The 26,033-nt window shown below is 66.7% G+C and carries 26 protein-coding genes; 15 read left to right on the forward strand and 11 right to left on the reverse strand.

Annotated elements, in window-relative coordinates:
- Window positions 1–71 precede the first annotated feature (71 nt).
- The gene (locus tag ACT53N_RS03415) at window positions 72–1,424 is read left to right on the forward strand and encodes a DsbA family protein (protein WP_476062674.1); all 1,353 of its coding nucleotides are present in this window, start codon (window positions 72–74) and stop codon (window positions 1,422–1,424) included.
- On the opposite strand, the gene ACT53N_RS03420 is transcribed toward ACT53N_RS03415, so the two are convergent.
- Entirely contained in the window at window positions 1,421–2,050 is a 630-nt protein-coding gene (locus ACT53N_RS03420; RefSeq protein ID WP_476062555.1) for a cysteine hydrolase family protein, read from the reverse strand. The genes ACT53N_RS03415 and ACT53N_RS03420 overlap by 4 nt on opposite strands.
- Complete coding sequence (locus tag ACT53N_RS03425) at window positions 2,047–3,111, reverse strand: LLM class flavin-dependent oxidoreductase (RefSeq protein WP_476062556.1); 1,065 nt, start codon at window positions 3,109–3,111, stop codon at window positions 2,047–2,049. Before ACT53N_RS03425 ends, ACT53N_RS03420 begins: the two co-directional genes overlap by 4 nt.
- A 165-nt stretch (window positions 3,112–3,276) precedes the next feature.
- On the opposite strand from ACT53N_RS03425, the gene lptC reads away from it, so the two are divergent.
- The 7 genes from lptC (at window position 3,277) to spt (ending at window position 10,579) form a co-directional block, all read left to right on the forward strand.
- Window positions 3,277–3,909, forward strand: a complete 633-nt coding sequence (gene lptC, locus ACT53N_RS03430; RefSeq protein ID WP_476062557.1) for an LPS export ABC transporter periplasmic protein LptC — start codon at window positions 3,277–3,279, stop codon at window positions 3,907–3,909.
- Between the two features lies 1 nt (window position 3,910).
- On the forward strand, window positions 3,911–5,038 hold the full coding sequence (locus ACT53N_RS03435) for a glycerophosphotransferase (RefSeq protein WP_476062558.1): 1,128 nt from the start codon (window positions 3,911–3,913) through the stop codon (window positions 5,036–5,038).
- Window positions 5,035–6,366: a lipopolysaccharide biosynthesis protein gene (locus tag ACT53N_RS03440; RefSeq protein WP_476062559.1), complete on the forward strand. Its 1,332-nt coding sequence runs from the start codon at window positions 5,035–5,037 to the stop codon at window positions 6,364–6,366. The genes ACT53N_RS03435 and ACT53N_RS03440 overlap by 4 nt, the downstream gene beginning before the upstream one ends.
- Before the next feature lie 4 nt (window positions 6,367–6,370).
- Window positions 6,371–8,089 carry a fatty acyl-AMP ligase gene (locus ACT53N_RS03445; protein WP_476062560.1) on the forward strand — a complete coding sequence of 573 codons (1,719 nt, stop codon included), beginning with the start codon at window positions 6,371–6,373 and terminating at the stop codon, window positions 8,087–8,089.
- Window positions 8,079–9,032, forward strand: coding sequence for a ceramide reductase (gene cerR / locus ACT53N_RS03450; RefSeq protein ID WP_476062561.1), 954 nt, complete (start codon window positions 8,079–8,081; stop codon window positions 9,030–9,032). Before ACT53N_RS03445 ends, cerR begins: the two co-directional genes overlap by 11 nt.
- A 77-nt stretch (window positions 9,033–9,109) precedes the next feature.
- Complete coding sequence (locus ACT53N_RS03455) at window positions 9,110–9,361, forward strand: acyl carrier protein (protein WP_096051738.1); 252 nt, start codon at window positions 9,110–9,112, stop codon at window positions 9,359–9,361.
- 3 nt (window positions 9,362–9,364) lie between these two features.
- Complete coding sequence (spt, locus tag ACT53N_RS03460) at window positions 9,365–10,579, forward strand: serine palmitoyltransferase (protein ID WP_476062562.1); 1,215 nt, start codon at window positions 9,365–9,367, stop codon at window positions 10,577–10,579.
- Window positions 10,580–10,644: 65 nt separating this feature from the next.
- Here spt and ACT53N_RS03465 read toward each other — a convergent pair whose 3' ends face one another.
- From ACT53N_RS03465 to ACT53N_RS03475, 3 genes are read right to left on the reverse strand one after another with little or no spacing between them, the layout of a single operon-like run.
- Window positions 10,645–11,526: a hypothetical protein gene (locus tag ACT53N_RS03465; protein WP_476062563.1), complete on the reverse strand. Its 882-nt coding sequence runs from the start codon at window positions 11,524–11,526 to the stop codon at window positions 10,645–10,647.
- On the reverse strand, window positions 11,523–12,515 hold the full coding sequence (locus ACT53N_RS03470) for a diacylglycerol/lipid kinase family protein (RefSeq protein WP_476062564.1): 993 nt from the start codon (window positions 12,513–12,515) through the stop codon (window positions 11,523–11,525). The genes ACT53N_RS03465 and ACT53N_RS03470 overlap by 4 nt, the downstream gene beginning before the upstream one ends.
- Entirely contained in the window at window positions 12,434–13,561 is a 1,128-nt protein-coding gene (locus ACT53N_RS03475; protein ID WP_476062565.1) for a CDP-alcohol phosphatidyltransferase family protein, read from the reverse strand. Before ACT53N_RS03475 ends, ACT53N_RS03470 begins: the two co-directional genes overlap by 82 nt.
- A 76-nt stretch (window positions 13,562–13,637) precedes the next feature.
- On the opposite strand from ACT53N_RS03475, the gene ACT53N_RS03480 reads away from it, so the two are divergent.
- The 6 genes from ACT53N_RS03480 to ACT53N_RS03505 all read left to right on the forward strand — a co-directional run bounded on the left by ACT53N_RS03480 (window position 13,638) and on the right by ACT53N_RS03505 (window position 19,282).
- Window positions 13,638–14,555, forward strand: a complete 918-nt coding sequence (locus ACT53N_RS03480; RefSeq protein WP_476062566.1) for a metallophosphoesterase family protein — start codon at window positions 13,638–13,640, stop codon at window positions 14,553–14,555.
- 105 nt (window positions 14,556–14,660) lie between these two features.
- Window positions 14,661–15,098 (forward strand): HIT family protein, encoded by a 438-nt coding sequence (locus tag ACT53N_RS03485; RefSeq protein ID WP_476062567.1) that lies wholly within the window; start codon window positions 14,661–14,663, stop codon window positions 15,096–15,098.
- Window positions 15,095–16,315: an LptF/LptG family permease gene (locus ACT53N_RS03490; protein WP_476062568.1), complete on the forward strand. Its 1,221-nt coding sequence runs from the start codon at window positions 15,095–15,097 to the stop codon at window positions 16,313–16,315. The genes ACT53N_RS03485 and ACT53N_RS03490 overlap by 4 nt, the downstream gene beginning before the upstream one ends.
- The gene (locus ACT53N_RS03495; protein ID WP_476062569.1) at window positions 16,312–17,373 is read left to right on the forward strand and encodes an LptF/LptG family permease; all 1,062 of its coding nucleotides are present in this window, start codon (window positions 16,312–16,314) and stop codon (window positions 17,371–17,373) included. Before ACT53N_RS03490 ends, ACT53N_RS03495 begins: the two co-directional genes overlap by 4 nt.
- Window positions 17,373–18,527: a ceramide synthase gene (gene bcerS, locus ACT53N_RS03500; protein ID WP_476062570.1), complete on the forward strand. Its 1,155-nt coding sequence runs from the start codon at window positions 17,373–17,375 to the stop codon at window positions 18,525–18,527. The genes ACT53N_RS03495 and bcerS overlap by 1 nt, the downstream gene beginning before the upstream one ends.
- Window positions 18,431–19,282, forward strand: coding sequence for an NTP transferase domain-containing protein (locus tag ACT53N_RS03505; RefSeq protein ID WP_476062571.1), 852 nt, complete (start codon window positions 18,431–18,433; stop codon window positions 19,280–19,282). Before bcerS ends, ACT53N_RS03505 begins: the two co-directional genes overlap by 97 nt.
- Here the strand turns inward: ACT53N_RS03505 and ACT53N_RS03510 are convergent.
- The 6 genes from ACT53N_RS03510 to ACT53N_RS03535 all read right to left on the reverse strand — a co-directional run bounded on the left by ACT53N_RS03510 (window position 19,279) and on the right by ACT53N_RS03535 (window position 24,935).
- Complete coding sequence (locus ACT53N_RS03510) at window positions 19,279–20,040, reverse strand: phosphocholine cytidylyltransferase family protein (protein WP_476062572.1); 762 nt, start codon at window positions 20,038–20,040, stop codon at window positions 19,279–19,281. The two genes, ACT53N_RS03505 and ACT53N_RS03510, sit on opposite strands and share 4 nt — an antisense overlap.
- A 225-nt stretch (window positions 20,041–20,265) precedes the next feature.
- Window positions 20,266–21,417, reverse strand: a complete 1,152-nt coding sequence (gene lldD, locus ACT53N_RS03515; protein WP_476062573.1) for an FMN-dependent L-lactate dehydrogenase LldD — start codon at window positions 21,415–21,417, stop codon at window positions 20,266–20,268.
- Between the two features lie 9 nt (window positions 21,418–21,426).
- Window positions 21,427–22,032, reverse strand: a complete 606-nt coding sequence (locus tag ACT53N_RS03520; RefSeq protein ID WP_476062574.1) for a response regulator transcription factor — start codon at window positions 22,030–22,032, stop codon at window positions 21,427–21,429.
- Window positions 22,029–23,177, reverse strand: a complete 1,149-nt coding sequence (locus ACT53N_RS03525) for a sensor histidine kinase (protein WP_476062575.1) — start codon at window positions 23,175–23,177, stop codon at window positions 22,029–22,031. Before ACT53N_RS03525 ends, ACT53N_RS03520 begins: the two co-directional genes overlap by 4 nt.
- A 32-nt stretch (window positions 23,178–23,209) precedes the next feature.
- Window positions 23,210–23,947, reverse strand: a complete 738-nt coding sequence (locus ACT53N_RS03530; RefSeq protein ID WP_476062576.1) for an ABC transporter permease — start codon at window positions 23,945–23,947, stop codon at window positions 23,210–23,212.
- 1 nt (window position 23,948) lies between these two features.
- Window positions 23,949–24,935 (reverse strand): ABC transporter ATP-binding protein, encoded by a 987-nt coding sequence (locus ACT53N_RS03535; protein WP_476062577.1) that lies wholly within the window; start codon window positions 24,933–24,935, stop codon window positions 23,949–23,951.
- 136 nt (window positions 24,936–25,071) lie between these two features.
- Between ACT53N_RS03535 and ACT53N_RS03540 the strand changes: the two genes are divergently transcribed.
- Window positions 25,072–26,019 carry a UDP-glucuronic acid decarboxylase family protein gene (locus ACT53N_RS03540; protein WP_476062578.1) on the forward strand — a complete coding sequence of 316 codons (948 nt, stop codon included), beginning with the start codon at window positions 25,072–25,074 and terminating at the stop codon, window positions 26,017–26,019.
- Window positions 26,020–26,033 lie beyond the last annotated feature (14 nt).

The raw sequence follows: 26,033 nt of genomic DNA on the forward strand, positions 1-26,033 counted from the left end.
GCGCGCCTCCCTCTCTTATCGTTGGCGAAGCATATATTGACATTCATCGTGCCGCTAGATGTCATTCAACGATCCTCATGGAGACCGCGCCCGTGTCCCTGCGCACCTCGATCATGCGAAGCGTGACCACCGCCCTGACTAGCCCGACACGCCGCCAACTGGCGAGAGACGGCGCGGCGTTGTCGGCGCGCCTGCGTGGCGAGCGGCCGACCATCCGCTACTTCCACCAGGCGGACGACCCCTATTCTCACTTGGCGGTTCAGATGCTGCCTCGTTTGCGCGCCCGCTACGGCGCCGAGATCATGGTTTTCCTCGTCCCGCCACCAGAGGACTCCGCCGCGCCAGATCGGGAGAGGCTTCGCGCCTATGGACTACGCGACGCCGCTCGCGTGGCGCGGGCCCGCGGGCTTGGCTTTCCCGCCGAGACGGCCCTACCGCCAATCGACGCGGTTCGGCGCCTAGAGTCGGTGCTCGCCGACGCTCTGGAGCGGGGGCGCTTCGAGGATGTCGCCTATCCGGCAGGCGCGGCGCTTTGGGCGGGCGACCTCAAGAGCCTAGCGGGCATGTCCGCCTGGGCCGGCAGCCAGGAGCCTCATCACACCGAAGACATGCTCCAATGCGGCAAAGCGCGGCGCGCCAAGCTTGGACACTACCTGGGCGGCATGTTCCACTTTGAGGGCGAGTGGTTCTGGGGCGTCGATCGCCTGGGCCATCTGGAGGCGCGCCTCGCCGCGCGGGACCTGGATCGCGAAGCGGGTTCGCCGCTGCTCGCGCCGGCCTTGGAGCCGTCCTTAGCCTACACGCCAAGCGGCGCAGCCCCAACCATCGAGGCCTGGTTCTCATTCCGCAGCCCCTACTCTTGGCTGTTCATGCCGCGTATCCGGCGACTGGCGCAGGCCTATGGGGCTAATCTGGAACTGCGGCCCATCTTGCCGATGGTCATGCGGGGCCTGGCGGTTCCAAGGATCAAGACGATCTACATCACGCTGGACTGCAAGCGGGAGGCCGAGCGGGTGGGCCTGCCGTTTGGCCGCATTGTCGACCCTGTGGGCGCTGGGGCCGAGCGCGCCTTGGCCGTTGTCCATCACGCCATCGGGCTGGGCTTGGGAGAGACCTTCGCCGAGCTGGCGCTGAAGGCCGCTTTCGCCGACGGGATCGCGCTCTCCGAAGATCAGGGTCTGTTTTCAGTGGCGCGGCGGGCGGGGCTGACCGACGCCCAAACCACCGCCGCTTTGGCTGACGACAGCTGGCGTCAGCGCGCAGAGCTCAATCGCGCGGCGCTGCTGGACGCGGGCCTGTGGGGCGCCCCCACCTTCCGCGTCACTGGCTGCGCGGCGCACTGGGGCCAGGATCGACTCTGGATGCTGGAAGAAGACCTGCGGGCGGCGATGCAACGGACGAGCGGTGCTCAAGACGGGCGTTAGGGCGCCGGAACCCATGCGGCGCTGACGCTCTCAGTGTCGGTCAGAATGGCGGTGTTGAGCTCCAGCATTCGTAGGGCCGCCGCATGCAGCTCCGGCTCGTAGGCGGCGCAAGCGTCGACGGCGATGAACACGTGGAAGTCGTGGTTGAACGCGTCGCGGGCCGTACTGTCGACGCAGCACTCGGTGGTCAGGCCGGCGACGACCAAGGTGTCGACACCCATCGCTCGCAGTCGAGCGGCGATGTTAGTGTCCCAGAACGGACTGTAGCGGGTCTTGCGGAAAATCAGGTCGTCCGGTTGAGGCCGGGGGCCGAAGAATTCGCTCCCGCGAGCACCCGCACGGCACAGAGCCGGACTTTCCGCAGGATCGTGACCGCGCCGTAGCGCCCGTTCGCACCAGACCTGAGAGTCGGTGTCCGGGGTCGTAAAAAGACCCACGAAAACGACTGGCGCCCCGGCCCGCCGCGCGGCTGCGGCGAGACGATCGGCGGCCGACAGGGCATCGGGCACGGCTGACAGGTCCATCCCCCATTGGGCGGACAGTCCTTCAGGCGCGGCGAAATCGACCTGCATGTCGACAATCACCAGCGCCGTCCGCGCAGGCGCGATCCAGGTCGGAAGGCTCACGAAAACACCGCCCGGAGACCCGGCAAAATCTCAGCGCCGAACATGCCTAGTCCTTCGACGTAGTCTGGAAAGATCAGCATCAACCCGTCCAAATCGCACTCCGTGACGAAGGCTTCGATCTGCTCGCGGCAGGAGGCCGGCGAGCCGACCACCGTCTGGGTCATGAACGCCCCTTGCTGCAGGGCCGTTGCCTGCAGCCGTTCGGCCGGAACGCCCCAACTGGCCAACATCGAGAGAATGGCGCCGATATCCGCCCCCTCCGCGTAGCGTGTGACCAAGACCTGGGCTTCGGCGTCGCTCGTCCCGTGGATGACCGTGCACATGGCATAGGTCCGAACCGACCGCCCCAGGGTCTCCGCCATGCGCTTGGCGCGGCGTGACGCGTCGCGATGCTCTTCGCGCGTGCGCCCGCCGATGAAGCAGGCGTCAGCCTCGCGCACGGAAAACTGGAAGCCGCGATCAGACATCCCTGCGCAGATCAGCTCTGGCCGGGGCTTGGCCAAGGGCTTGGGCTTGGACTGGCAGTCCTTCATCGTGAAGTAGCGCCCGGCAAAGTCGACGCTGTCTTCGGTCCAAAGCCGCTTGAGAAGGGTGGTCCACTCCTCGGCCAAGGCGTAGCGATCGTCGTGAGACAGCGAATCGTCCCAGGCGCTCATCTGGTCGAACTCGGCCTTGTAAGCGCCGGCGACGATGTTAAGGCCGGCTCGTCCGCCGCTGATATGGTCCAGCGTCGCGATCATCTTGGCCGCCACGGCGGGGTTTTGAAGCAGCGGATGCACGGTCGCCCAGATCCGCACGCGCTTGGTGGCCTCGGCGATCGCCGCCATCAGGGTGATCGACTCGAGCGATATGCCCCAGTGATCGGTTTCTCCGCCAAAGCCGCGGAACTTGCCCATCGACATGACGAAATCCATGCCGATCTCGTCCGCCAGCACTGCGGCGGCGCGGTTCTGGGCGTAGAGACCGTCGAGCGTCGGGGTCGTCGAAGACACGATCCAGCCGCCGTTTGCCACGGGTAGGAAAACGCCAAAGTCCTTGTGCGGCGAAGGTCTGGGAAACATGACGCGGATCCTTACACGGCCCGAAAGTCAGGATCACGCGCTTCGCTGCGCCAAACAACTCCGCCGGAAATCTTCATCGTCGCCGTCGTTCGAGAGGCGACGTGGGTAGCCTAACAAAACAAAGGTCTTGGGCGAACGGCGGCGGGGGATTATCCATGGCGTCAAATGCTCACCCAGTCCGATGGCGCCGGCGTCATCACTCCTTCCCAAACCGCTGCGGAACGCGCCCGCAACCGCCGCCGGAAGCCCGTCCGGCGGCTGCGTCTGGGGCTGGCTCTTTTCGCGATCAGCATCTCTGTCGCCGTGATCGCTCAGGCGTCTTGGCGCAGCTTGGCCTCGAGCAAGCTGCAAACCCAAGCCGCCGCAGCGCCTCTTGTGTTGGACAAGCCTCGCTTCACCGGCGTTCTGAAGGATGGACGCCCTTTCCTCATCACGGCCGACCGCGCTGTGCGCGATTCTGAAGATCAGAATATCATCCGCCTGACGACGCCTCTGCTGGTTCGCGGCTATGGCGAGCCAAACTCGAGCCAGGCCACAGCCAAGACGGGCCTCTATCAGGAAGCCGAGAACACGCTCCTCCTGACCGATGCGGTGAAGATCACCAGCGCGGAAGGCTACGAGTTCGACGCGCCTCGGGCGCTGATCGACCTGCGCACCGGCGCGGTCAGTGGCGATGCGGGCATCGCGGGATCCGGACCTAAAGGCAGCACGCAGGCCAACGCCTACTCGGTGACCGACAAGGGCGACCGCGTAGTGCTGAAGGGCCGCGTCAAGACGCGGCTGGAGCCGCAGCGCTGACGTGGCCAAAGCCAAACGCGTCTGCTTCCTCTACATCGCGCAGCACCACCAGGTTTGGCACAGCCTGTCGGTGGCCGTCGCCATGGCCAGGCTGTGGTCTCACATCAAGGTGGAGATCGCGGCGACCACGCCCGAACTGCTCGACTACGTTTCCAGTCTGCTTTCGGATCTCGGGGGCGCCGACATTAAACTGGTGCTGCTCCCGCCCGCCTGGCTGCGACGCCTGGGCGGCGGCGGCGCCCCGCCCAAAGCGCCCATGCTGATCGCCAACGCTTGGCGTCTGGCGAAGTATGATGCGGTGATCACGCCGGAGAGGACGACGACTCTTCTGCGCCGCCTTGGCGTCCACCATCCCCTGCTGGTCTACACTCAGCACGGCGCCGGGGATCGAGAAGGCCCCTTCGAACCCCGCCTGAAACTGTTCGATCTGGTCATGGCCGCAGGGCCCAAGCAGCGAGATCGCATGCTGCGAGAAGGCTGGGTTACGCCGGCGTCCTGCGCCATGGTCGGCTATCCCAAGTTCGACCTCGTTGATGCGCTGCCTCCACGTGTCGCTCCTCGCTTCGACGAACAACGTCCGATCGTTCTCTACAATCCCCACTTCCACCCGGACCTTGGCTCTTGGTCACGTTGGGGGCGGACGGTTTTGGACACGTTCGCTCAGGATCATCGCTACAATCTGATCTTCGCGCCGCATATCCGCCTGTTCGAAACCGCCTCCAGCGACGAGCGCGCCGCTTTCAAGGCCTATGCCGAGCATCCGCGAATCCACATCGACCTCGGGGGCCCCGCTGCAGCGGACATGACCTACACCCAGCAGGCCGACCTCTATCTGGGCGACGTCTCAAGCCAAGTTTACGAGTTTCTCCGCACCCCCAAGCCCTGCCTCTTTCTGAACGCCAGCGGCGCTGACTGGCGTGGGGATCCAAGCTACCATCACTGGCTGTACGGTCCGGTTCTGGACGCGGCGGATCGCCTTGGCGACGCGATCGACATGGCTTTCGCGACCCACGACGATTATCGTCAGGCGCAAGTCCAGGGTATCGCCGAGACCTTCGACATCCAGAACATCCCCGCCTCGGAACGGGCCGCGCGGGCGATCATCGACAAGTTGGAGCAATCCGCGTGACTGCGGTAGCCCATAGCCCCCTGAAGAGAGTCCTCGCCAACGCCGGCCAGTTGCTGAGCGGCCGGCTCGTGAACGCGATCATCGGCTTGGCCTATATCGCCTTGACCGCCCGCAGCCTGGGCCAAGAGCTGATGGGCGTCCTGGTCGTCATCAACGCCTTCGCCCAGTTCCTGGGCGAGGTCGCGCACTTCCAGTCGTGGCAGACCCTGATCACCTATGGCGCAGCTCCCCTGCTGGAGAACGACAAACGCCGTTTCCAGCAGGTGCTTCGCTTCACTCTGCTTCTGGACCTGATCAGCGCCGTGCTCGGGGTGCTGCTCGGCATGCTGGGCGCTTGGCTTTTCTGGCGGCAACTGGGTTGGCCGGAGGGCATGAGCGGGTATGGCGCGCTTTATGGGTTGTCTATCGGGGTCATGAGTTCAGCGACGGGCGTGGGCCTGCTGCGCTTGTTCGACCGCTTCCGGTTCCTGGCCGCTGAGCAGGCCATAAGCTCGCTAGTTCGGCTCGTGGGCTGCGCGATCTGCGCGGTGACACAGGCGCCGATCCAGTACTTCCTGCTGGCCTGGGCCGCCGGGACATTCGCCGCCTTCTTCTACATCGCGGCTATCGCGATCTGGGACCTGCGCCGCAAGGGCCTGTTGAGCGGTTTCACCCTGATCGGCCCGACCAGCAAGGATATGCCTGGCGTTTGGCGCTTCGCCATGGCGACCAATTTTTCGGGGACGCTGGACGTCGGCTTCACTCATGTCCTGACCATGGCCGTGGGCGCCCTGCTGGGTCCCGCACAGGCCGCGCTCTGGCGGATTGGCAAGCAGGTCGCGGACGGCATGGCCAAACCTGCCCGGCTGATGGTCCCCGCCCTCTATCCAGAGCTCGCCAAGATGCGGGCGTCAGGCGGCCAGCAGGCCATGACCAAGCTGGCGGTGCAGATCGCCCTGATCGGCGGCGCCGCCGCCGGCGTGCTGCTGCTGGTCAGTTTGCTATCGGGCCGCTGGATCCTCGAGACCGTGATGGGTCCTGGTTTCGGCGCCGCGGCGGGCGTGATGAACTGGCAGGTGGCGGCGGCCGCGATCGGCGTGATGACCCTTCCGCTGGAGCCCATGCTTGTCTCGATGCGCGCGGCGGGCGCGGCGATGATGGTTCGCCTGGCCGTTGTCCTCGCCTATCTCGCGACCCTGGTTCCGCTGATCAACACCTTCGGTTTGACCGGCGCAGGCGCCGCTCTGGTTGCGTCCGCTTTGGCAATGGCCACGGGCATGTATTTCATGGCGCGCCGCAGGCTCGCCCGACTCGCGGCCGAGGAAAACGCCGCGCCGCGCACGACATAAGACGATGAAGGCCCAAGTTATGATCACGCCCACGGCGTCTGACCGCACTGTCCGGTTCGCCGACTTCCCGACCCTCACCCAGGCTCTCGATTTCGCCGCGACGGGCGAAACCGGGATCAACCTTTATTCGCTGCGCGGCGAGCTGGTCGAAGCCCTGCCCTACGCCAAGCTGCGCGACGAGGCGATCGTTCTGGCGCGCCGGCTGCTGGCGACCGGCGCAAAGGTCGGCGATAGCGTAGCCTTGCTGGCCGAGACCGACGGCGACTTCGTCCGGGCCTTCTTCGCCTGCCAGTACGCCGGCCTGCTGCCCGCGCCCATGGCGCTGCCCACCCCGCTGGGCGGTCGCGAAGCCTATATCGAGCAAATCTCGAACCTGGCCCGCTCGGCGAAGGCCAACATCCTGATCGGTCCGGCAGGGCTCAAGGACTGGGTCGCCGAGATCGGCTCCCGTGCCGGTCTCTCGTTCGCCGGCGTGCTGGCCGACCTGCCCGAGGACGCCGGCGCGGCTTTGCCGACCATCTCTCCGGAAGACCCCTGCTACCTACAGTTCTCGTCGGGCAGCACGCGCACGCCGACCGGGGTTCTGGTGCGCCACAAGGCCCTGATGGCCAACTGCGTGGCGATTACGCGCGACGGCCTGCAAGTCCAAGCGTCGGACCGCGCCATCTCGTGGCTGCCGCTGTACCACGACATGGGTCTGATCGGCTTCCTGCTGAGCCCGCTCAGCTGCCAGATGTCGGTCGACTTGCTGCCGACTGGCGCTTTCGTCCGTCGCCCGCTGCTGTGGATCGACCTCATCGGCCGCAACAAGGCGACGATCGCCTACACCCCGACCTTCGGCTACGAGTTGTGCGCCCGTCGCGTCCAAGGCCAGTCGCTGGACAACTACAGCCTGTCGCACTGGCGTAGCGCAGGCCTAGGCGGCGATATGATCCGCATGCCCCCGCTGAAGGCCTTTGTCGAAGCCTTCGCCCCCGCCGGCTTCTCGGATAAGGCGTTCGTCGCGAGCTACGGCATGGCGGAGGCGACCCTGGCCCTCTCGATGGCCCCGCTGGGCAAGGGTCTCCGCGCCGAGACGCTGGACGTCGAGCGTCTGGAACGCGACGCCCTGGCGGTCGACGCGCCGGAAGGCTCCGAACGCGCTCGCGACTTTGCGCGCTGCGGCCCCGCCCTCCCCGACCACTTCCTCGAAGTGCGCGGCGACGACGGCCAGGTGCTGCCGGAACGTGGCGTAGGCCGGATCTTCGCCAAGGGCCCCTCGGTCATGAGCGCCTATTTCGCCAATCCGGAAGAAACCGCCCGGGTGCTTTCGGGCGACGGGTGGCTGGATACCGGCGACATCGGCTTCAAGATCGAGGGCGAGATCGTCATCACCGGTCGCGCCAAGGATCTGATCATCCTCAATGGTCGCAACATCTGGCCGCAAGACCTTGAATGGACAGCGGATAACGAGATCGATGGCCTGCGCAGCGGCGACGTTTGCGCCTTCGCGATCCCGGCGGAGCCGGAAGACGAGGTCGTGGTCTTGGTCCAGGCCCGCGGGGGCGACGCCGAGAGCCGCGCCGCTTTGCGCGAGTCGGTGGCGACCCTTCTGCGCACCCGCCACGGGATCGAGACCAAGGTGAAGCTGGTTGGGGCGCACGCCCTGCCCCAGACCTCGTCGGGAAAGCTCAGCCGCTCGAAGGCCAAGGCGGCCTATCTGGCCGGGGCCTATGGCGACTGAGACGCGCGGGGTCGTCGCGGTCACCGGAGCGACAGGGTTCCTGGGTCGCCATCTGGTGCGCGCGCTCGCTCAGGACGGCTGGCGGCCTCGTGTCTTGGTGCGCCGAGACCCGGTGCATGCGTTCTGGCGTGACATTGAGGTCGAGGTCGTCACGGGCGACCTGGGAACGCCCGGCGCGCTGCACCGGCTAGCGGCTGACGCCGAAGTCTTCATCCATGTCGCAGGCCTCATCAAGGCGACGACATTGGAAGGCTTCAACCGGGTGAACCTGGACGGCGCTCGCGCCGCCGCCGAGGCGGCCAAGGCCGCCGGCGCCCGCTTCATCCTGGTGTCGAGCCTCGCGGCGCGTGAGCCGTCGCTCTCGAACTACGCCGCCAGCAAGCGTGCGGGCGAAGAGGCGGTGCGCGCGGTGGACCCGAGCGCTCTGATTTTTCGGCCACCCGCGATCTACGGCCCCGGCGACATCGAGACGCTGGGACTGTTTCAGTTGGCCGCTCGCAGTCCGGTCCTGCCGGTGCTCTCACCGGCCTCTCGGATCGCCATGATCCACGTCCACGACGCCGCCGCAAAGCTGGTTGCGTTCTGTCGCACACCCGTTTTGGGTCTCGTGGAGGTCTCCGATGTGCGGCGCGACGGATACACTTGGACGGAAATCATGCGCGGCGCGGGGCTTGTGATGGGCGCGAAACCGCGCCTGGTAAGGCTTCCAGACCCAGGCATTCTGACCGCCGGAGCCCTTGTGGACGCTTGGTCTCGTCTGACAAAGACACCTTCCGTCTTTGGGTCGGGGAAGGCCAGGGAGTTGCTTCACGCCGATTGGACCCCATCTAGCGCTCCGATGGCGGAGGGAGTACCCAGCGTCTTCGGTCTTGTTGACGGGTTCGCTCACACCGTCGAATGGTACCGATCGGCGGGGTGGCTACCCAAAAATTTGGTCGCCTAGTTCAAATATGGCGGAAATCTGACAGACTCGCCGTTACAGTAGTGACACGGGTGGGGCTCCCGGAGGTTTGATTTAGAATGGAAACGGTGACGGATCTCAGCTTGCGCGAGATCGGGGTAGCGGCGACCAAGGTTCTGGGGCGGGCTGTAGAGGTTCGTGCGGAGTCGCATATTGGCCGTGACCTCGCCGTGGATTCGCTGGCCCTCATGAACATCATCATGGAGCTCGAAGACACCTTCGACATCTCCATTCCGCTCGATCGCCTGGCGTCCGTCGAGACCGCTGGCGACCTTTCCAAACTGATCAACGATCTCCGGACTAGGGCTTAACTAATGGGGCTATTTGATAAGCACCTGGCCTATCGCGACGCGTACAAGGCTATCCAGGATGTGGGTGCGAACCCGTTCAAGGTGCGCTTTGACGCCGTTCACTCGCCGACTGAAGGCGTGGTCGATGGCCGTCCCACCATCCTGCTGGGCACGAACAACTATCTAGGCCTGACCTTCGACGAACAGGCGATCGCCGCGTCGGTCAAGGCTGTACAGGAACGCGGAACTGGCACGACCGGTTCCCGCATCGCCAATGGCAGCTTTGAGACCCACGTCGAACTCGAGCAGGAGCTCGCCAAGTTCTACGGCCGCAAGCACGCCATGGTCTTCACGACCGGCTACCAGGCCAATCTGGGTGTCTTGTCGACCCTGGTCGGCCGCGGCGACCACCTGATCCTCGACGCGGATAGCCACGCCTCGATCTACGACGGCTCGCGCCTCGGACATGCCGAGGTCATCCGCTTCCGCCACAATGACCCTGAGGACTTGGCCAAGCGCCTGCGCCGCTTGGGCGATGCGCCTGGCGAGCGCCTGATTGTCGTCGAAGGCATTTATTCGATGATCGGCGACGTCGCGCCGCTGAAGGAAATCGCCGCTGTGAAGCGCGAGATGGGCGGTTATCTGTTGGTCGACGAAGCCCACTCGATGGGCGTGCTGGGCGCCACGGGTCGCGGTCTCGCCGAGGCGGCGGGCGTTGAGGAAGATGTCGACTTCATCGTCGGCACCTTCTCCAAGAGCCTGGGCGCCATCGGCGGCTTCTGCGTCTCGGACCACGACGACTTCGACGTCATGCGCGTCGTCTGCCGTCCTTACATGTTCACGGCCTCGCTGCCGCCCGCCGTGGTCGCCTCCACGGTTACGGCCCTGCGACGCATGGTCGAACAGCCCGAGCTGCGCGATCGCCTGAACCGCAACGCCAAGCGCCTGTACGACGGCCTGACCGCTATGGGCTTCCTGACGGGTCCCAGCGCCAGCCCGATCGTGGCCGCAACCATGCCCGACCAAGAGCGTGCGATCGCCATGTGGAACGGCCTGCTGCAGGCTGGCGTCTATCTGAACTTGGCCCTGCCGCCCGCCACGCCGGACAGCCGTCCGCTGCTGCGGGCCAGCGTCAGCGCTGCTCATACCGACGAGCAAATCGACGCGGTGCTCAAGACCTACGGCGAAATCGGCGCCGCGCTTGGCGTGATCGAGCCGCTGAAGCGCGCACGCGCTTAAGGTCGTCTCATCGCCAAAACAACAACGCCCGGGTCGTCGACCCGGGCGTTTTTGTTTGCATAGGTTCAGGCGGATCGCCGCCGCTCTTTCCAGACCTTGAGCAGGACAGCCGGCGCCGCCAGGATCGGATGCCGTTCTCGCCAGGGCGTCAAGGGCACCGTAACGCCGGTGTGGCGCTGGATCTTCCAGGCCGCATAGCGCGCCGCGCCCTGGAAGGTGAAAGCCGCCTTGACCAGCCGCGCCACGTTCAGGGGCTTCCCGAAGGCCCGACGTACGCGCCACGCCTTAAGCCTACGTGACCGGACTTCCTCAGAAATGCCCCGCCCTTCATCGGTCCACACGGCCTCCATGACCTGGTCATAGCGCTCCGGGTCGTAGGTCAGGATCGACACCTCGCGGCCTGCCTTCTCGACACGCAGCTCGGCCTTGTAGGTCTCTTGGAAAAGCGCCGTCCATAGCGCCAACGGTGTAGCGTCCGCCGAACCGATCGCCTGAGCGAAGCCGGCGGCGGTCCGGCAAGCGTCGGCGATCGCGTCCACCACCCCCTCACGCGCCTCGGCGTCGGCCCAAATCAAGGCGCTGGGCTGCACAAAACGGGCCCAGATGGTGGTGTCGACGCCCGCGCCGCTAGTCGCCCGTTGGAACTGCGCCAGCGTCATCGACGCAACCTTGGCCCTCAGCGTCGCCCCGCCGTGCTCCAGCTCGTGATAGCTGACGTCCGGCCAGAGCAGCCGCGTGAACACGCCTCGCCAGCCTGCCGGAACCCTTTCGGTAAGCACGTAGTAGTCCAGCACGCCCGACAGGTCGCCGGTCCGCAGGATCGAGCCGTAGAACAGCACCGCGCGCGCGCCGGGAAACATGTTCGCCAGATGCGCCGCAAAGGCGGAGATCGGTTCGGGCGTCGTCTGGGAGAGCTCGGCCGCGACGAGGTCGCGCAGGCGGCTCATCCGACCAGGAACCTTAGGGGCGGCCCCAGCTGAATCGTCAGGTCGCCGCCGTCAAAGACCTCACCGTCCAGGACAAAGGGCGCCCCGCCCGACAGGTCGACCGTCCGAGGATCGCGACGGCGATATCCCAGGCCCTCCAGCGCCGGAACCACCTTGCCGCTTAACATCAACGGCAAAGCCTTGTGCAGGCGACGCGGCGGAGCGTCGACATCGAGAAGCTTCAACCCTTCGCGCGGCGCTCCGAACGGCTTGAGCCCGAACGGCAGGCGCTTCAACGCCGTGGCGATGATGGCGAAACGATCGCCCTCGGCCTGAGCTTCACCATCCAGAGCCAGGCGCGCCGAGACACCCGCGCGCCATTCGTCGCGCGAACCGCCGAACAACGCGCCCAACGCCGCCGTGGCGATGGTCAGGGCTACCGCCACGTTGTGGAAAAAGCCCACCTTGTGGACCCGTTGCGCGAGGTTGGTGGCCTTGACCGGCGCGCCCATCCCGAAAAAGAAACCTTGCAGACAAGGCTTGTCGTCAGCCCAGCTGATGCGAAGAGGCGGCCGCGACTTGATCGTAGGGTTTTCCCGGCGTGCTGCGCTGAGCGCGTCTTCGAGGCGCCACCCTTCCGCCGTGCCAAGATCTATGGCCAGGACATTGGTCTTGCCGGAAGGCAGCACCGCCAGCAGTGGCGCCGCGTCGCCGAAGGTATGCGGCAACAGGCTGATGACGTCTCGGACCGTCCCATCGCCCCCATCGATCACCAGCAGGTCAAGGCCATCACGCGCGAAGCCGTTGAGGGCCTCGCGCAGAGCGTCGCGGCCGATCGGTTCGACCAGTCGCACGTCCTCCGGGGCCGGACCCGGCGGCCGGATGCGGTTGCCGTGGCTCTTGGGATTGCGGACGACCCCGACGCGCGTCATTTCGCCAGCCAGGACTGGATCGAGCCCTTCGGCGCCCTCAGGCCTTGCAGGATCTGGATGGCGTGCACGACGAAGCATATGGCGGTCCAGATCGCCACGAGCGTGAAACCGATGTCCGGTCGCCCAGCTATCGCGCAGACGGTCAGCAGGATCAGGTTCGGGTTGCGACGCGCCGTGATCAGGCGGAAGAAGCTGTCGAAGGGCCGCCAGGCGTGCATCTCCAGCTTGAAGAGGCCCAGGAAGATCCCCTCCTCCACCCGTTGGGCCACATAGCCGCCAACGACGATGGCGAGGCTCAAGGCCGCGTACGGAATCTCTTGGCCGACCGCGTAGACGCCGACAAACCAGGCCCACCACCAAAAGGGCGGATGCACTAGGTCGATACCGTGGTCGAAGACGTTGCCCCACTTGGACGAGGTCAGGGTCACACGGGCCAGTTTTCCGTCGACCGTGTCCAGGAACGTCATGATCCAGGCGCAGACCAGACCCCAGCCGAACTGGCCGTGCCAGAACAGCCAGGTGGCGGCCAGCACCATGAGGAAGCCGATGAAGGTCACTTGGTTGGGCGTCATCTTCGCCAGGGCGCACCAGCGGGTGACCACCCGCGCCGGCGCCGGCCAGACGTACTTGGTGACGAAGTCCGTAACGCCCTTGTAGGAGCCCTGGAACAAGCGCTTTTCGACGGCGCGCACCGTTTCGGGGGTCAGGCGCTCCAGCACAGGCGGCTCGCGCTTGCGCAGCGCGATGTTGTAGGCCGAGCCCAACTCAAGCGCGGTCAGCCGCGTGAAGCGGGGGTCCAATCCGGTGGGATCGTTTCCAGCCGCGAGCGCTTCGCTGGCGGCGTAGCCGAGGTCGGCCGGCGCGTGCACGGCTACGGCCCTGCCGGCGTCATCGACCAGCACCGCGCCCTCGCGATCCGCCAGAGCCTTAATCAGCGATTCGTCGAAGACCCAGCCGGCGTCGACCGCCACGACGGCGTGCGAGAGATCCACGGCGGAGGTCTCGACCAAGCCGAGGCGACGGTAGATGCGGGACAGGCGCTCGGCGGAACTCATGCCCCAGATGCGCCCGTCACTACGGCCCACGGTCAGCGCGCGCAGCGCATTTTGAACTTCACCACTCAAAGACGGCTATACCCCTCAAATCCGAGGCTGATAGATACGCAGCTTCGTCTGTTTCGACCAGAACCGCCGGCCCGTCTTGTCCATTTATCGCATCGCTCACCTGTCGGACCCCCATCTGCCGCCGCCGCCCGGTGCGTTCGGCCTGCGGGATGCGTTCACAAAGCGCCTTCTCAGCCGCATCGCCTGGCGGAAGAAGCACAAGGTCCATCGCCCCGAGGTTCTGGAGGCGATTGTGGCGGACATGAAGGCGGCTGCGCCTGACCACGTTGTCATCAGCGGCGACCTGACCAACTTCGCTTCGCCCGTGGAGATCACTGCAGCGCGCACATGGCTCGAGACGCTGGGCGCTGCGGCTGATCACACCATAAGCCCAGGGAACCACGACGCCCTGGCGGGCCCAGGCGGCCATGAGCGCTTTGCGATCTGGTCCCCTTGGCTGGGCGACGCGGGCGAGGCCAGCTTTCCGCAAGTGCGGGTGCGCGGTCCGGTGGCGATTTTCAACCTATGCTCGGCGGTTCCCACCGCCGCGCATCTGGCGACTGGGCGCTTGGGAAAAGACCAGATCCAGCGCCTGGACGCCGCGCTGGCTGCCCCGGCCTACGCGGGCCTGTTCCGCCTGGTCGTTCTACACCACCCGCCACATCCCGGCGCTGTATCGAAACGCAAACGCCTAGAGGACCAGGAAGCTCTACGGGCGGTGCTGGCCAAGCGCGGCGCGGATCTCGTCCTGCACGGCCACGCCCACGAGGCGCTGGTCGGTTCGCTCCCTGGTCCAAACGGTGCGGCCATCCCCGTGCTGGGCGTGCCCTCGGCTTCGGCCAAGCCCAGCCGCCACGCACCGGCTCGCTGGCATCAGATCGAGATCCAACCTCGCGCCGAAGGCGGGCACGCCGTCCGCGTGGTCGCGCGCGGTCTTTCGGAAACTGGTCCTGAAATCTCAGAGTTGGGACGCTTTACCCTCGGCGACCTGGCCCGACGCGCTGAGACCCCATAAATGACCCTCGCGAACCCGGCTTGCGACCGCATCGCCCTTCCCTGTCGTCCTGCGCATCCTTATTGTGGCGCGCAGGCGACAATGGCCTGAAGCTTCGGCGTTCCTATGACCAATCCCACCGCCCTGGCGTTCGGCTATCCCGCTTCGAAGGTCGCCGAGACCGATCACTGGCTCGTTCTGGTCCGCCCCAAGCAGCCCACGTTTGGCGCCTTGGTTCTGGTGTGCAAGGAAGCGGTCCAGGCGTTCTCCGAGGTGAGTCCAGCCGCGTTCGCCGACCTGCAGGTCGCGATCGCCGGGATCGAGCGCCTGCTCAAGAGCCAAGTCGACTATGAGAAGATCAACTACCTGATGCTGATGATGGTCGACAAGGACGTCCACTTCCACGTTCTGCCGCGCTACGCCGGCGTTCGGGAACACGAAGGCGTTTCCTTCCCCGACGCCGGCTGGCCCGCCGCCCCGGCGCTTGGAACGGCGGTCGAACTGTCGCCGGACAGCGTCGAGCGCCTCGCCGCCCGTTTCGCCAAGGCTTGGAACCCAGCGTGAGCGCCAAGATCTTGCCCGCTGGCGGCCCCCGCTTGATCGACCGGTATCTGCTTCGTCTGCTGTTATGGCCGCTGGTCGCGTGCCTGGGCGTGACGGTCATCGCGCTGCTGCTGGAGCGCATCCTGCGCCTGCTGGATGTGCTGTCGCAAAGCAGCGCACGGTTTGGCTATGTGGCGCAGCTGGCCGCCAACCTCGTGCCGCACTACCTGGGCCTGGCCTTGCCGGTGGCGTTTTTCGTCGCCCTCTTCATCGTCATCGTGAAGCTGTCGGACGGCTCTGAGATCGACGCCCTGCTGGCCAGCGGCCAGTCTCTGGAGCGCATCGCCGCGCCGTTCATCGCCGTGGGCCTGTTCCTCAGCGTCTTCAGCATCATCGTGTTTGGCTACATGCAGCCCTACAGCCGCTACGCCTATCGGGCGGTGATGCACGCGGCGATCAACGCCGGCTGGAACGGACGCTTGGCGGGCGGCGCCTTCATCGACGACAAGGGCTCGCTGCTGACCGCCGACAGCGCCGACATCGCCGGTCAGCGCCTGACGCGCGTCTTCATCCGCCGCCTGGACGCCAAGGGCCAGGAAGAGATCATCACCGCAGCGTCCGCCGACCTGAAGATGGGTCCCGACGGCAAGACCATCACGATGGACCTGCGCGACGGCCGCCGTATCGCCCATGACGCCAATGGAACCTACCGCAACCTGGCCTTCACCAGCCTGACGACCCAGACGCCGCTGTCAGCGGCGGCCGTGCTCCTGCGGGCGCGCGGCGGGGACGAGCGGGAGCTCACCATGGGCGAGCTGCGGAAGCAGGCCAGTTCGCCAAACCCCGTGGTCTCCAAGAGCACTCTGCTCAGCGAGTTCTATGGCCGCCTGGCCCGCGCCGCATTTCTGCCGTTCCTGCCGCTTCTGGCCTTCCCGCTCGGCCTAGCCTCAAAGCGAGGCAACCGTGCGCCGGGCCTGATCATGGCGGGGCTGCTCTTGCTGGCGTTCCAGCACTCGCTGCTGCTGGGCCAGGGCATGGCCAAGGCCGGCAAAGCCGCCGCCTTCCCCGCAATCTGGATTCCCTTCGCCGCATTCGCCGCGCTGAGCGTGTGGCTGTTCGTCGGCAGCCGGACTCGCCCCGGCGACACGCCCGTGTCGCGCCTAGTGCGGCGCATCAACAATCTGGTCACGCGCGCCTTGCGCCTGCTGCCCCAGCCTAAAAAGCGACAAGCCGCATGAAGTTGCAGCTCTACGTCCTGAAGACGGTCGCCACCCGCATTCTTGGCGCGGCGCTGATCCTGATGTCGGTCCTGCAGATCCTGGACCTGTTGGACGTCACCAGCGACATCCTGGACCGGGGCCTCGGCATGGCCGGGGTCGCCTACTACGCCGCCCTGCGCCTGCCGCGGCTGTTTGAACAGGTGGCCCCGATCGCTGTGCTTGCCGGTGGCCTGTTCGCCTTCTCACAGCTGGCCCGCGAGAGCGCGATCGTCGCCATGCGCGCCAGCGGGATTTCCGGCTACCGGATCGTCGGCATGGCGATCCCGGCGGTCGTGGCGGTCATGCTGCTCGACGCCCTGTGCGGTCAGGTCCTGGCGCCCCGCGCCGATCCGGCGCTGGCCGATTGGTGGCGCAACACAACACCCGTCGCCGAGCGCAAGGAGCCAGCGCCCCGCACCTTCCGGGCGGGCGCGGACCTCGTCATCGGCGCCAACGCGTCAGCGGACGGCCGCACGATCACGGGAGTCACGATCTTCCGCCGCGACGCCAAAGGCATCCTGGTTGAGAAGGTCGAGGCCGCCACCGCCCGCTTCGACGGCAAGGCCTGGACACTGGAGCAACCCAAGACCACCCGCTTCGCAGGCGATTTGGCGCAAGCCTCCACCGCAGCCTCGACCTCCTGGCCGACCGCCCTGCGCCCGCAAGATGTTCAGGGCCTGTTCGGCGACGACGCCATGCCAACGGCGGCCTCGGCGCGCCGGGCGCTGGAGAACGGCGGCTCGGATCGTCCGGAAAGCTTCTACGCCACCCATTTCCAGGCCGCTTTCGCCAGCCCCTTCGTCTCGTTGGTGATGCTGCTGCTCAGCGCGCCCGTCGCCCTGGCCAATTTCCGTAGCGGGCAAGGCGCGGTGCTGCTTACAGCAGGCCTCGCCGCCGGCCTGATGTTCCTCGTCGCCAACGGCATGCTGACCGCCTTGGGCGAGTCAGGAGCGTTGTCGCCGTTTCTGGCGGTCTGGGCCGCGCCGGCGATCTTCGGCGCGCTCGCGGCTCGAACCTTCTTGGCTCTGGAGGGCTGATGCCTTTCGACTCCACCAACGCCGACCTGTCGGTCATTCCGGTCCGAACGCCGGCCGAGCTGAAGCGCTTCATCGCCCTGCCCGCGCGCCTGAACGCCAAGGATCCGAACTGGATCACGCCGCTGTTCATGGAGCGGACGGACGCGCTGACTCCGAAGACCAATCCGTTCTTCGACCATGCAGAGGTGCAGCTTTTCCTCGCCACGCGCGGCGGTCGTGATGTCGGCCGGATCAGCGCCCAGATCGACCAGCTCACCCCCCAGCCGGTCGAAGGTCGGCTCGACGGTCACTTCGGGATGATCGCCGCTGAGGACGATCCGGCGGTGTTCAACGTCCTGTTCCGCGCGGCCGAGGATTGGCTACGCACGCGCGGCCGCACCCACGCGGTGGGGCCCTTCAACCTGTCGATCAACGAAGAGGTCGGCCTGCTGGTCTGGGGCTTCGACACCCCGCCCATGGTCCTGATGGGCCACGACCCGGTCTATGCCGGCCAGCGCGTCGAGGAGCAGGGCTACGCCAAGGCCCAGGACCTCTTCGCCTACAAGGCTGATGAGACCGGCGACATCCCCGAGATCGCCCAACGTCGGGTCAAGCGCGGCCTGCCGTCGGGCGTAGTGCTGCGTCAGCTGGACATGAGCCGGTACGACCAGGAGGTCCAGACCCTCACCGAGATCCTCAACGACGCCTGGTCCGACAACTGGGGCTTCACCCCCACCACCGAGGCCGAGACCCGTCAGCTGGCCAAGTCCCTGAAGCAGGTGATCGACAAGCGCCTGGTGTGGTTCGCCGAGATCGACGGCGAGGCCGCCGGCGTGGTGGTCTTCCTGCCCAACGTCAACGAGGCCATCGCCGACCTGAAGGGCAAGCTCCTCCCGTTCGGCTGGGCCAAGCTCTTGTGGCGGCTGAAGGTCAAGGGTGTGAAGTCCGCGCGCATCCCGCTGATGGGCGTGAAGAAGAAGTTCCAGACCAGCCAGCGCGGCCGCATGCTGCCGTTCTGGATGATGAAGGCCAGCCGCGATATGGCGATGAGCCTGGGCTACAATCGCTATGAAATCTCGTGGGTTCTGGAGGCCAACAAGGCCATGACCCACATCGCCGAGAATGTCGGCGGCACGCACTACAAGACCTATCGCGTCTACGAGAAGGCCCTGTGATCCAGCCTTTCAAGGCCCTGATCCTGGCGGGCTCACGCCCTGGAGAAGTCGATCCTGCGGCGGCCTACGCAGGCGTGGCCCACAAGGGCCTGATCGTGCTGCAGGGCCAGACCCTGCTGGCGCGGGTGCTGGGCGCGGTGGAGGCCGCCGGCGCCGCCGAGATCGGCGTCAGCGCCAACGACGACGCCATCAAGGCCGCGCTGGCGGGAACGCGCGCGATGGTCCTTCCCACCGCCGAGGGTCCCAGCCAGAGCGTCGCCGAGGCCGCCGGGCGGCTGGGCTTTGCGCTGCTGATCACCACGGTCGACCACGCCCTCCTAAAGCCCGAGTGGATCACCCAGTTCCTGGCCGACACGCCCGACTGGGCCGAGGTCGCGGTGCTCTTGGCCCCCGAGGCGCGGGTCCAGGCCGCCGCGCCGCAGACCAAGCGCACCTATCTGAAGTTCCGCGACGGCCGCTATTCGGGCTGCAACCTGTTCCTGTTGCGCGATGAACGGGCGATGGGCGTCGTCGCGCTCTGGCGCAAGGTCGAGGCCCTCCGCAAGCAGCCCTGGAAGATCGCCGCCATGCTGGGGCCCAGCTTCCTGCTGCGCTACGCGTTCGGTCTTTTGACTCTGGATCAGGCCGTGGCGCGGCTGGGCGCCCTGGCCGACGTCAAGGCGGCCGCCGTGCGGGCGCACGACGGTCTGGCGGCCGTCGATGTCGACAAGCCGTCGGACCTGGATTTGGTTCGTGAACTGGTGGGCGAGGCTTAAACCGCCTCAGCCTCCTTAGCGGCCCACTGAGACGTCAGGGCGCGATTGCGGACGAGATCTTCCGGGAAGTCCATCTCGGCCCAGTCCAGGCCTTCGATCGACCGCACGCGCACCACGTCATGGTTCTGGGCGATCTCGTTGATCACGCTCAGGTACCAGCGCTTCAGGCCCTCCGGCGTGCGCATGATCGCCTCCAGCGTCTTCACAAAAAGAGCCGAGCCCTCGGCGTTGAAGCGCAGGAAGCCGATCGACTCGGCGTCGTACTCGGTGATCGTCTTGCCGATGGCGCGCAGAGCGTCGCCGTCTGTCAACACCTTCATGTCGTCGGCGTCATAGCCGCCCGCCTTGCGGTCAACGGTGACCGTGATGGGCGCGTCCGGCGCGCTGATCAGGCGCTCGGCGATCGCCGGCTCGAACAGGGTGTCGCCGTTGAGGATCATGAACGGACCGTCGCGCATCTCCTCGCGCGCCAGCCAGCAGGTCGCGAGATTGTCGGTCACGCTGTAGAACGGGTTGTAGAGCGTGCGCACGCTCAGCCCCGGCAGCGACAGACGCGCGACCTCGGCCTCGACCAGATCGCTGCGGAAGCCGGTTACGACCACCGCTTCGGTCACGCCGGCCTGATGCAGGTGGCGCAGCTGCCACTCGAGCACGGAGCGACCGGCCAGCTCGACCAGGCACTTGGGCCGGTCGTCGGTCAGAGGCGACAGTCGCTTGCCCTGACCAGCGCTGAGAATAAGGGTCTTAACCGGCTGCATGACGTTCTAGAATCTCGCTGGAATCGAGGCCTTCTTCGCCCCGTTTGGAATCGTTGGACCGCGGCCCCGGCGGTCGCGACCGCATAACTGAGCACGAACCCGCCTCTCGGCAAGTCTTCGCGGACCGCCAAGAACCGATCGCGACGTCGCGACGCAAGCCCCCTCGCGCCGCTTTCGATGAAAAAAGACGCTTGGCAGCCGCCTCGCCGCTGCTTTTCCCTCGGCTCACCCTGCGCGCGGAATGCGCTCGGCCAGGATGGTCGCGTTGATCGAGGCCACTTCGCGCACGCCGGTCAGGGCCATGGCGACCCGCATCTCCTTGTCGATCAGGTCCAGTAGTTGCGCCACGCCAGCCTCGCCGCGCGCGGCCAGCGCGTAGGCGTAGGCTCGCCCGATCAGGACGCCCCGCGCGCCAAGGGCCAGCATCCGCACGACGTCCAGGCCCGAGCGCACGCCGCCATCGGCCAGAACGGTCAACCGGTCACCAACCGCCTCCACGATGGCCGGCAGAGCGCGGGCGCTGGACAGCACGCCGTCCAGCTGACGCCCGCCGTGGTTGGAGACAACGACGCCGTCAGCCCCGATGTCGGCGGCGGCCTTGGCGTCCTCGGGATCCAGAACGCCCTTGATGATGAGAGGTCCTTTCCAGGCGTCGCGGATCCATTCCAGGTCCGACCACTGGATCGACGGATCGAAGTTGGCCGCCAGCCAGCCCATGAAGTCCTGCAGGCCCGAGGCCTTGCCGAGCGCCGGCGCGACATTGCCCAGTTGATGCGGCCGCCCCATCACGCCGACATCCCAGGCCCAGGCCGGCTTCAGCGCCGCCTGGACAAGCCGCCGCGCGGCGGCGTTGGGCCCGGACATGCCTGAATGGGCGTCGCGATAACGGGCGCCGGGCACGGGCATGTCGACCGTGAAGACCAGGGTCGTCGCGCCCGCGGCGGCGGCCCGCCCCAGCAGATCCCGCATGAAGGCGCGGTCTCGCAGCACATAGAGTTGGAACCAGAACGGCGCCGGCGAGGCCGCGCGCACCTCGTCGACATCGCAGACCGAGACGGTGGAAAGGCAGAACGGCACACCCTTCGCCGCCGCCGCCCGCACCGCCTGGCGTTCGCCGCGGCGGGCGTACATGCCGCTCAGCCCGACTGGAGCCAGAGCGACCGGCAAGGCCTGTCGAACGCCGAACAGGGTGGTCGAGGGATCGACGACCGAGACGTCTTTCAGCACCCGCTGCCGCAGCGCGATGTCGGCGAGATCATCAATGTTGCGCGCCATCGTCCGCTCGGCGTAGGCGCCGCCGTCGATATAGTCGAACAGGAACCGGGGCAGCCTGCGCCGTGCGGCTTCCCGAAAGTCCGTGGTCGAGGAGATAATCATCCCTATACGCTACAGCCAGCCGTTCGATCGCGCGATACGGCCCGCCTCCACCCGGTTCGCCGCGCCCAGCTTCTGTGCGGCCTCGGAAAGATAGTTGCGGACCGTCCCCGGCGAGAGGTCCAGGACATCGGCGATGTCCTTGTTGGAGCGGCCCTCCTCGGCCAGCCTCAGGATCTCGCGCTCGCGATCGGTCAGGGGATCAGGCTCGGCGTCCCAGACCGCTTCCGACAGCTCCGGCGCGATGGCGCGCCCCCCTGCGGCGATGGTCCGCACCGCCGCCGCCAGCACGCTGCTGGGCCCGTCTTTCAGCAGATAGCCCTTCACGCCCGCCTCCATCGCCCGGCGCAGGTAGCCGGGCCGCCCGAAGGTGGTGACGATCAGCACCCGGGTGCTGGCGCCGTCAGCCTTCAGGCGCGCGGCGACGTCGATGCCGGTGAGGTTGGGCATCTCGATGTCGGAGATCAGCACGTCGGGCTTCTCGGCGCGGACAAGGTCCAGGGCCACGGCGCCGTCGGGCGCGCGGCCGACCACCTGGATGTCGACCTCCATCTCGAGCAGGGCGCTCAGAGCTCCCAGAACCATCTTCTGGTCTTCGGCGATGACGACGCGGATCAAGACACGCCCTCCCCTTGGGCGCGCAGCGGCGCGGTGGCGACGAGGCGTGTACCGGCCCTGTCAGATTTGACGTCCAGCGTCCCGCCGATGGCGGCCAGGCGGGAGCGCATGCCCTTAAGGCCCGAGCCCTCGACGAGGCGCCCGCCCTGGCCGTTGTCGGCGATGGTCAGGATCAGCTCCGAAGCGCTGGGGACCAGGCTAATCTCGCAGCGCGCGGCGCCGGCGTGGCGGATCACATTGGTGACGGCCTCGCGCAGAGCCATCGCCAGGACCGCCTCCTGTCCCGGATGACCGTCGGTCGTCAGAGCCGATATGTCCGCTTCGACGCCGGCCGCCGCAAGGGCCTGGCGGGCCTTGTCGAGTTCAAAAGCCAACGAGGCGCCCTTCATCCCCACCACTGCGGTGCGAACCTCGGACAGAGCCTCCCGGGCGGCGGCGGCGACCGCCTGCATCTCACGCTCCGCCGCCGCAGGGTCGCGACCGACCAGTCGAGCAGCGAGCTCCGCCTTCACCGCCACCAGGGTCAGGGTGTGACCCAGCAGGTCATGGAGATCGCGCGAAATTCGCTCGCGCTCGGCGGTGCTCGCCAGCGCGCGGACTTCTTCATGCGCGATCGCCAAGGCCTCATTCTTCCGCTCGATGTCGGCCTGCATGAGGGTGGCGAACCCGGTGATCGCGCCGAAAAGCAGACCTGTCGCCCAGATCGTCCAGGCGTCTCGGAGGAAGGCCACCCCGATCACCAGCACGACCAGCTCCATGCCGATCATGGCGCGCAACGCCAGGCGGCGGGGGGCGAGACGGGCGCCATAGGCCATGGCGTAGATGGTGTAGACGCTCCAGGTCGACTTGAATGGGGAAAGGGCCAGGCCCACGCCGAAGACCGCCAAAACCTGCCAGAGCGCTGGACGCTCCGTCCGGAAATGGATGCTCGCGAACAACCCCAGGAAGACCACGAGACCGATCAACGAGGCGACCACCTCGAGCTCGCTCGGCCGGCGATAGAGCCAAGAAATGAAGTAGAACGGCAGATAAACCAGGAACACGATGCTCCAGTGGCGCCGCAGCGGCGGCTCAGCCGCCTCCGGCGCATCGCGGCCCGATGCGCCGGTCTTTGCCTTGCCGCTGGATTCGAGCGCCGTGTTCATCGACGCGATCTCGCGCGTGCGCCTCTCCACGGTCAAGCGTCCTGCCTGCGCCAAGCCATCCAGGCGCCGATCAGGGCCGCCAGGCTCATGGCGACGAGGATCGACACGTGGCGCTCGACATCGGCGAAGGGCTGCATGCCCGACAGCATCTGCGACAGCTGGCCGAAGTGATACGAGGGCGTGAACACGGCGATCTTGCCGAACCAGGCAGGCATGGCCTGTAGCGGGATCCAAAGGCCGCCGAACAGGCTGAAGCCGAGGAACAGCAGGTTGGCGAGCGCGGTCGCCCCCTGTGAGCCCATACGCAGACCAAGGTTCAGGCCGATCAAGGCGAACGGGATCGTCGAGCCAAGACCAAGGCCCAGGGTCGCGGCCCACTGGCCGGGCTCCATCTTGACGCCGCCGAGATAGGCCAGCCCGCCCAGCAAAGCGATCGCCACGGCGATCAGGGCCAGCGCCGCCGCCAGACGTCCGGCCAGATATCCGCCCGCCGGCAGGGGCGCGATTTGCTTCAGCTCCACGAGCTTGGCCTCACGCTCGGCGGCGACGGTGGCGCCGAAGCCGAACATCGCGGGCGCAATCGCCGCGAAAATCACGTAGTTGGCCAACATCATGCGGGCGACCGGCTCGCGCCCTTTGCTGAGGCCCAGGCCCATTACGCCGTAGAACAGCAGGGGCAGGATGACGCTGGGAACCATGAACTGGGGCGTGCGCCAGGTGGCCAGGACTTGGGCGCGAGCTTCACGGATGTAGACAGCCAGGGTGTGCATCTCAGGCGACCTTGGTTTGATGTTGCAGGGCGGCGGCTTGGCCGGCTTGGACGAGGCGGTCGACAGCGTCTTCCAGCGACGCGCCGGAGACCGTCAGGTCATCCACGGTTTCATCCCGCGCGAGTAGTTCGCGCAGGGTGGCGGGGGCGGAGGTGGTCAGCAGCGTGACCTTGCCACCGTCGCGGCTGACGCCGGTGACCCGCGCCAGAGACGCCAGCTCGGCGTCCGACAGAAGGGTGCGGCAGCGGATGGCGACGCCCGACACGCGGGACTTGATGGCTTCGGGCGTGCCGTCGGCGATCACCTGGCCGTGGTCAATGACCACGATGCGGTCCGCCAGGGCCTCGGCCTCGTCCAGATGGTGCGTGGTCAGCAGCACGGCGCAGCCCCGCGCGATCTCGGCCCGCACCGCGCTCCAGAGCGCTCGGCGAGCATCGCTATCCATGCCGGTCGTCGGCTCGTCCAGGACGAGAAAGTCGGGACGCCCGGCGATAGCCATGGCGAACTGCACACGACGTTGCTGACCGCCCGACAGCGCGCCGCAGCGGCGCTTTTCCAGCCCTTCCAGGCCAGCCAGACGAACCACCTCCTCCAGCGGGCGCGGCTTGCGATAGTAGCCCCGGAACAGGTCGATCTGCTCGCGGACGCTCAAGGTGTTGGGCAGACCGGCGCTCTGCAGCATCACGCCCATACGGCCGCGGCTCGCCAGCGTCCGGGGATCGCCGCCGAACAGGAACGCCTCACCTGCGTCTGGGCGTAGGCGGCCGGTCAACAGCGCGACGGTGGTGCTCTTGCCCGCGCCGTTCGGCCCTAGGAGGGCTACGCACTGCCCGGGACCGATCCCGAGGTCCAGGCCATTCAGAGCCAGGGTCGCGCCCCGGCGTTTGAGAACCTTGCTGAGAACCGCAATCGGCGGCTCGGGGGATTGGGGTGACATGATCGGCTCCGTCTCTGTGGAGCCAAGATCGCTCGGGGCGAGGCTCGGCATCAGTGCCGGGCGTCACGCGCGGGATATGACAAACGTCACCTCGGTCCGGGCGCGTCATATGGCGCGGTGTTGGTCCTGCACGAGGCCCGGCTATAAAGGTCGTCAGAGCTGAGTCCCCAGGGAGGCTGGTCGGCCCATGCATACGCAGAGAATCCTGGTCACGGGCGGCGCGGGCTTCGTCGGCTCGCATCTGTGCGACCGCCTGCTGGAGTCCGGCGCCGAGGTGCTCTGCGTCGACAACTACTACACCGGCTCGCGCCTGAACGTGGCGCAGAACCTCGCCAATCCGCGCTTTGAACTTCTGCGTCACGACGTGACCATGCCGCTCTATGTCGAGGTCGATCAGATCTACAATCTGGCCTGCCCCGCCAGCCCGGTGCACTATCAGTTCGACCCCGTCCAGACGACCAAGACCAGCGTCCATGGCGCGATCAACATGCTGGGCCTGGCCAAGCGCGTGAAGGCCAAGATCCTGCAGGCCTCGACCTCCGAGGTCTACGGCGATCCGACCATCCACCCGCAGGTCGAAAGCTACTGGGGCAACGTCAATCCGATCGGCCTGCGCTCGTGCTACGACGAGGGCAAGCGCTGCGCCGAGACCCTGTTCTTCGACTACTGGCGCCAGCACAAGCTGCGCATCAAGGTGGCGCGGATCTTCAATACCTACGGCCCGCGCATGCATCCCAACGACGGGCGCGTGGTCTCGAACTTCATCGTCCAGGCGCTTAAGGGCGAAGACATCACCCTTTACGGCGACGGAAACCAGACCCGATCATTTTGCTATGTCGACGACCTCGTCGACGGCCTCATCCGGCTAATGAACACCGGTGATGAGGTGACCGGCCCGATCAATCTGGGCAATCCGGTCGAGTTCACCATGAAGCAGTTGGCGGTGCTTGTGCTGGAACTGACCGGCAGCCCGTCGACGATCGTTCATCGCCCCCTGCCCTCCGATGACCCTCGCCAGCGCCAACCCGACATCACCCTGGCCAAGCAGGTGCTGGACTGGACGCCGACGGCGCCGCTGAAGGTGGGACTGATGAAGACGATCGAGTACTTCGACGGCCTGCTGAAGGCCGCCTAGGCGCATTCGTGAAC

This window comes from Caulobacter sp. DMC95 (assembly GCF_056313785.1).

Excerpts from the sequence above, each read along its gene's own strand:
- ACT53N_RS03425 (WP_476062556.1), bottom strand. The coding sequence starts at position 3,111 with ATGTTTCCCAGACCTTCGCCGCACAAGGACTTTGGCGTTTTCCTACCC.
- lptC (WP_476062557.1), top strand. The coding sequence starts at position 3,277 with ATGCTCACCCAGTCCGATGGCGCCGGCGTCATCACTCCTTCCCAAACC.
- ACT53N_RS03445 (WP_476062560.1), top strand. The coding sequence starts at position 6,371 with ATGAAGGCCCAAGTTATGATCACGCCCACGGCGTCTGACCGCACTGTC.
- cerR (WP_476062561.1), top strand. The coding sequence starts at position 8,079 with ATGGCGACTGAGACGCGCGGGGTCGTCGCGGTCACCGGAGCGACAGGG.
- ACT53N_RS03455 (WP_096051738.1), top strand. The coding sequence starts at position 9,110 with ATGGAAACGGTGACGGATCTCAGCTTGCGCGAGATCGGGGTAGCGGCG.
- spt (WP_476062562.1), top strand. The coding sequence starts at position 9,365 with ATGGGGCTATTTGATAAGCACCTGGCCTATCGCGACGCGTACAAGGCT.
- ACT53N_RS03465 (WP_476062563.1), bottom strand. The coding sequence starts at position 11,526 with ATGAGCCGCCTGCGCGACCTCGTCGCGGCCGAGCTCTCCCAGACGACG.
- ACT53N_RS03470 (WP_476062564.1), bottom strand. The coding sequence starts at position 12,515 with ATGCTTCGTCGTGCACGCCATCCAGATCCTGCAAGGCCTGAGGGCGCC.
- ACT53N_RS03485 (WP_476062567.1), top strand. The coding sequence starts at position 14,661 with ATGACCAATCCCACCGCCCTGGCGTTCGGCTATCCCGCTTCGAAGGTC.
- ACT53N_RS03495 (WP_476062569.1), top strand. The coding sequence starts at position 16,312 with ATGAAGTTGCAGCTCTACGTCCTGAAGACGGTCGCCACCCGCATTCTT.
- bcerS (WP_476062570.1), top strand. The coding sequence starts at position 17,373 with ATGCCTTTCGACTCCACCAACGCCGACCTGTCGGTCATTCCGGTCCGA.
- ACT53N_RS03510 (WP_476062572.1), bottom strand. The coding sequence starts at position 20,040 with ATGCAGCCGGTTAAGACCCTTATTCTCAGCGCTGGTCAGGGCAAGCGA.
- lldD (WP_476062573.1), bottom strand. The coding sequence starts at position 21,417 with ATGATTATCTCCTCGACCACGGACTTTCGGGAAGCCGCACGGCGCAGG.
- ACT53N_RS03525 (WP_476062575.1), bottom strand. The coding sequence starts at position 23,177 with ATGAACACGGCGCTCGAATCCAGCGGCAAGGCAAAGACCGGCGCATCG.
- ACT53N_RS03530 (WP_476062576.1), bottom strand. The coding sequence starts at position 23,947 with ATGCACACCCTGGCTGTCTACATCCGTGAAGCTCGCGCCCAAGTCCTG.
- ACT53N_RS03535 (WP_476062577.1), bottom strand. The coding sequence starts at position 24,935 with ATGCCGAGCCTCGCCCCGAGCGATCTTGGCTCCACAGAGACGGAGCCG.
- ACT53N_RS03540 (WP_476062578.1), top strand. The coding sequence starts at position 25,072 with ATGCATACGCAGAGAATCCTGGTCACGGGCGGCGCGGGCTTCGTCGGC.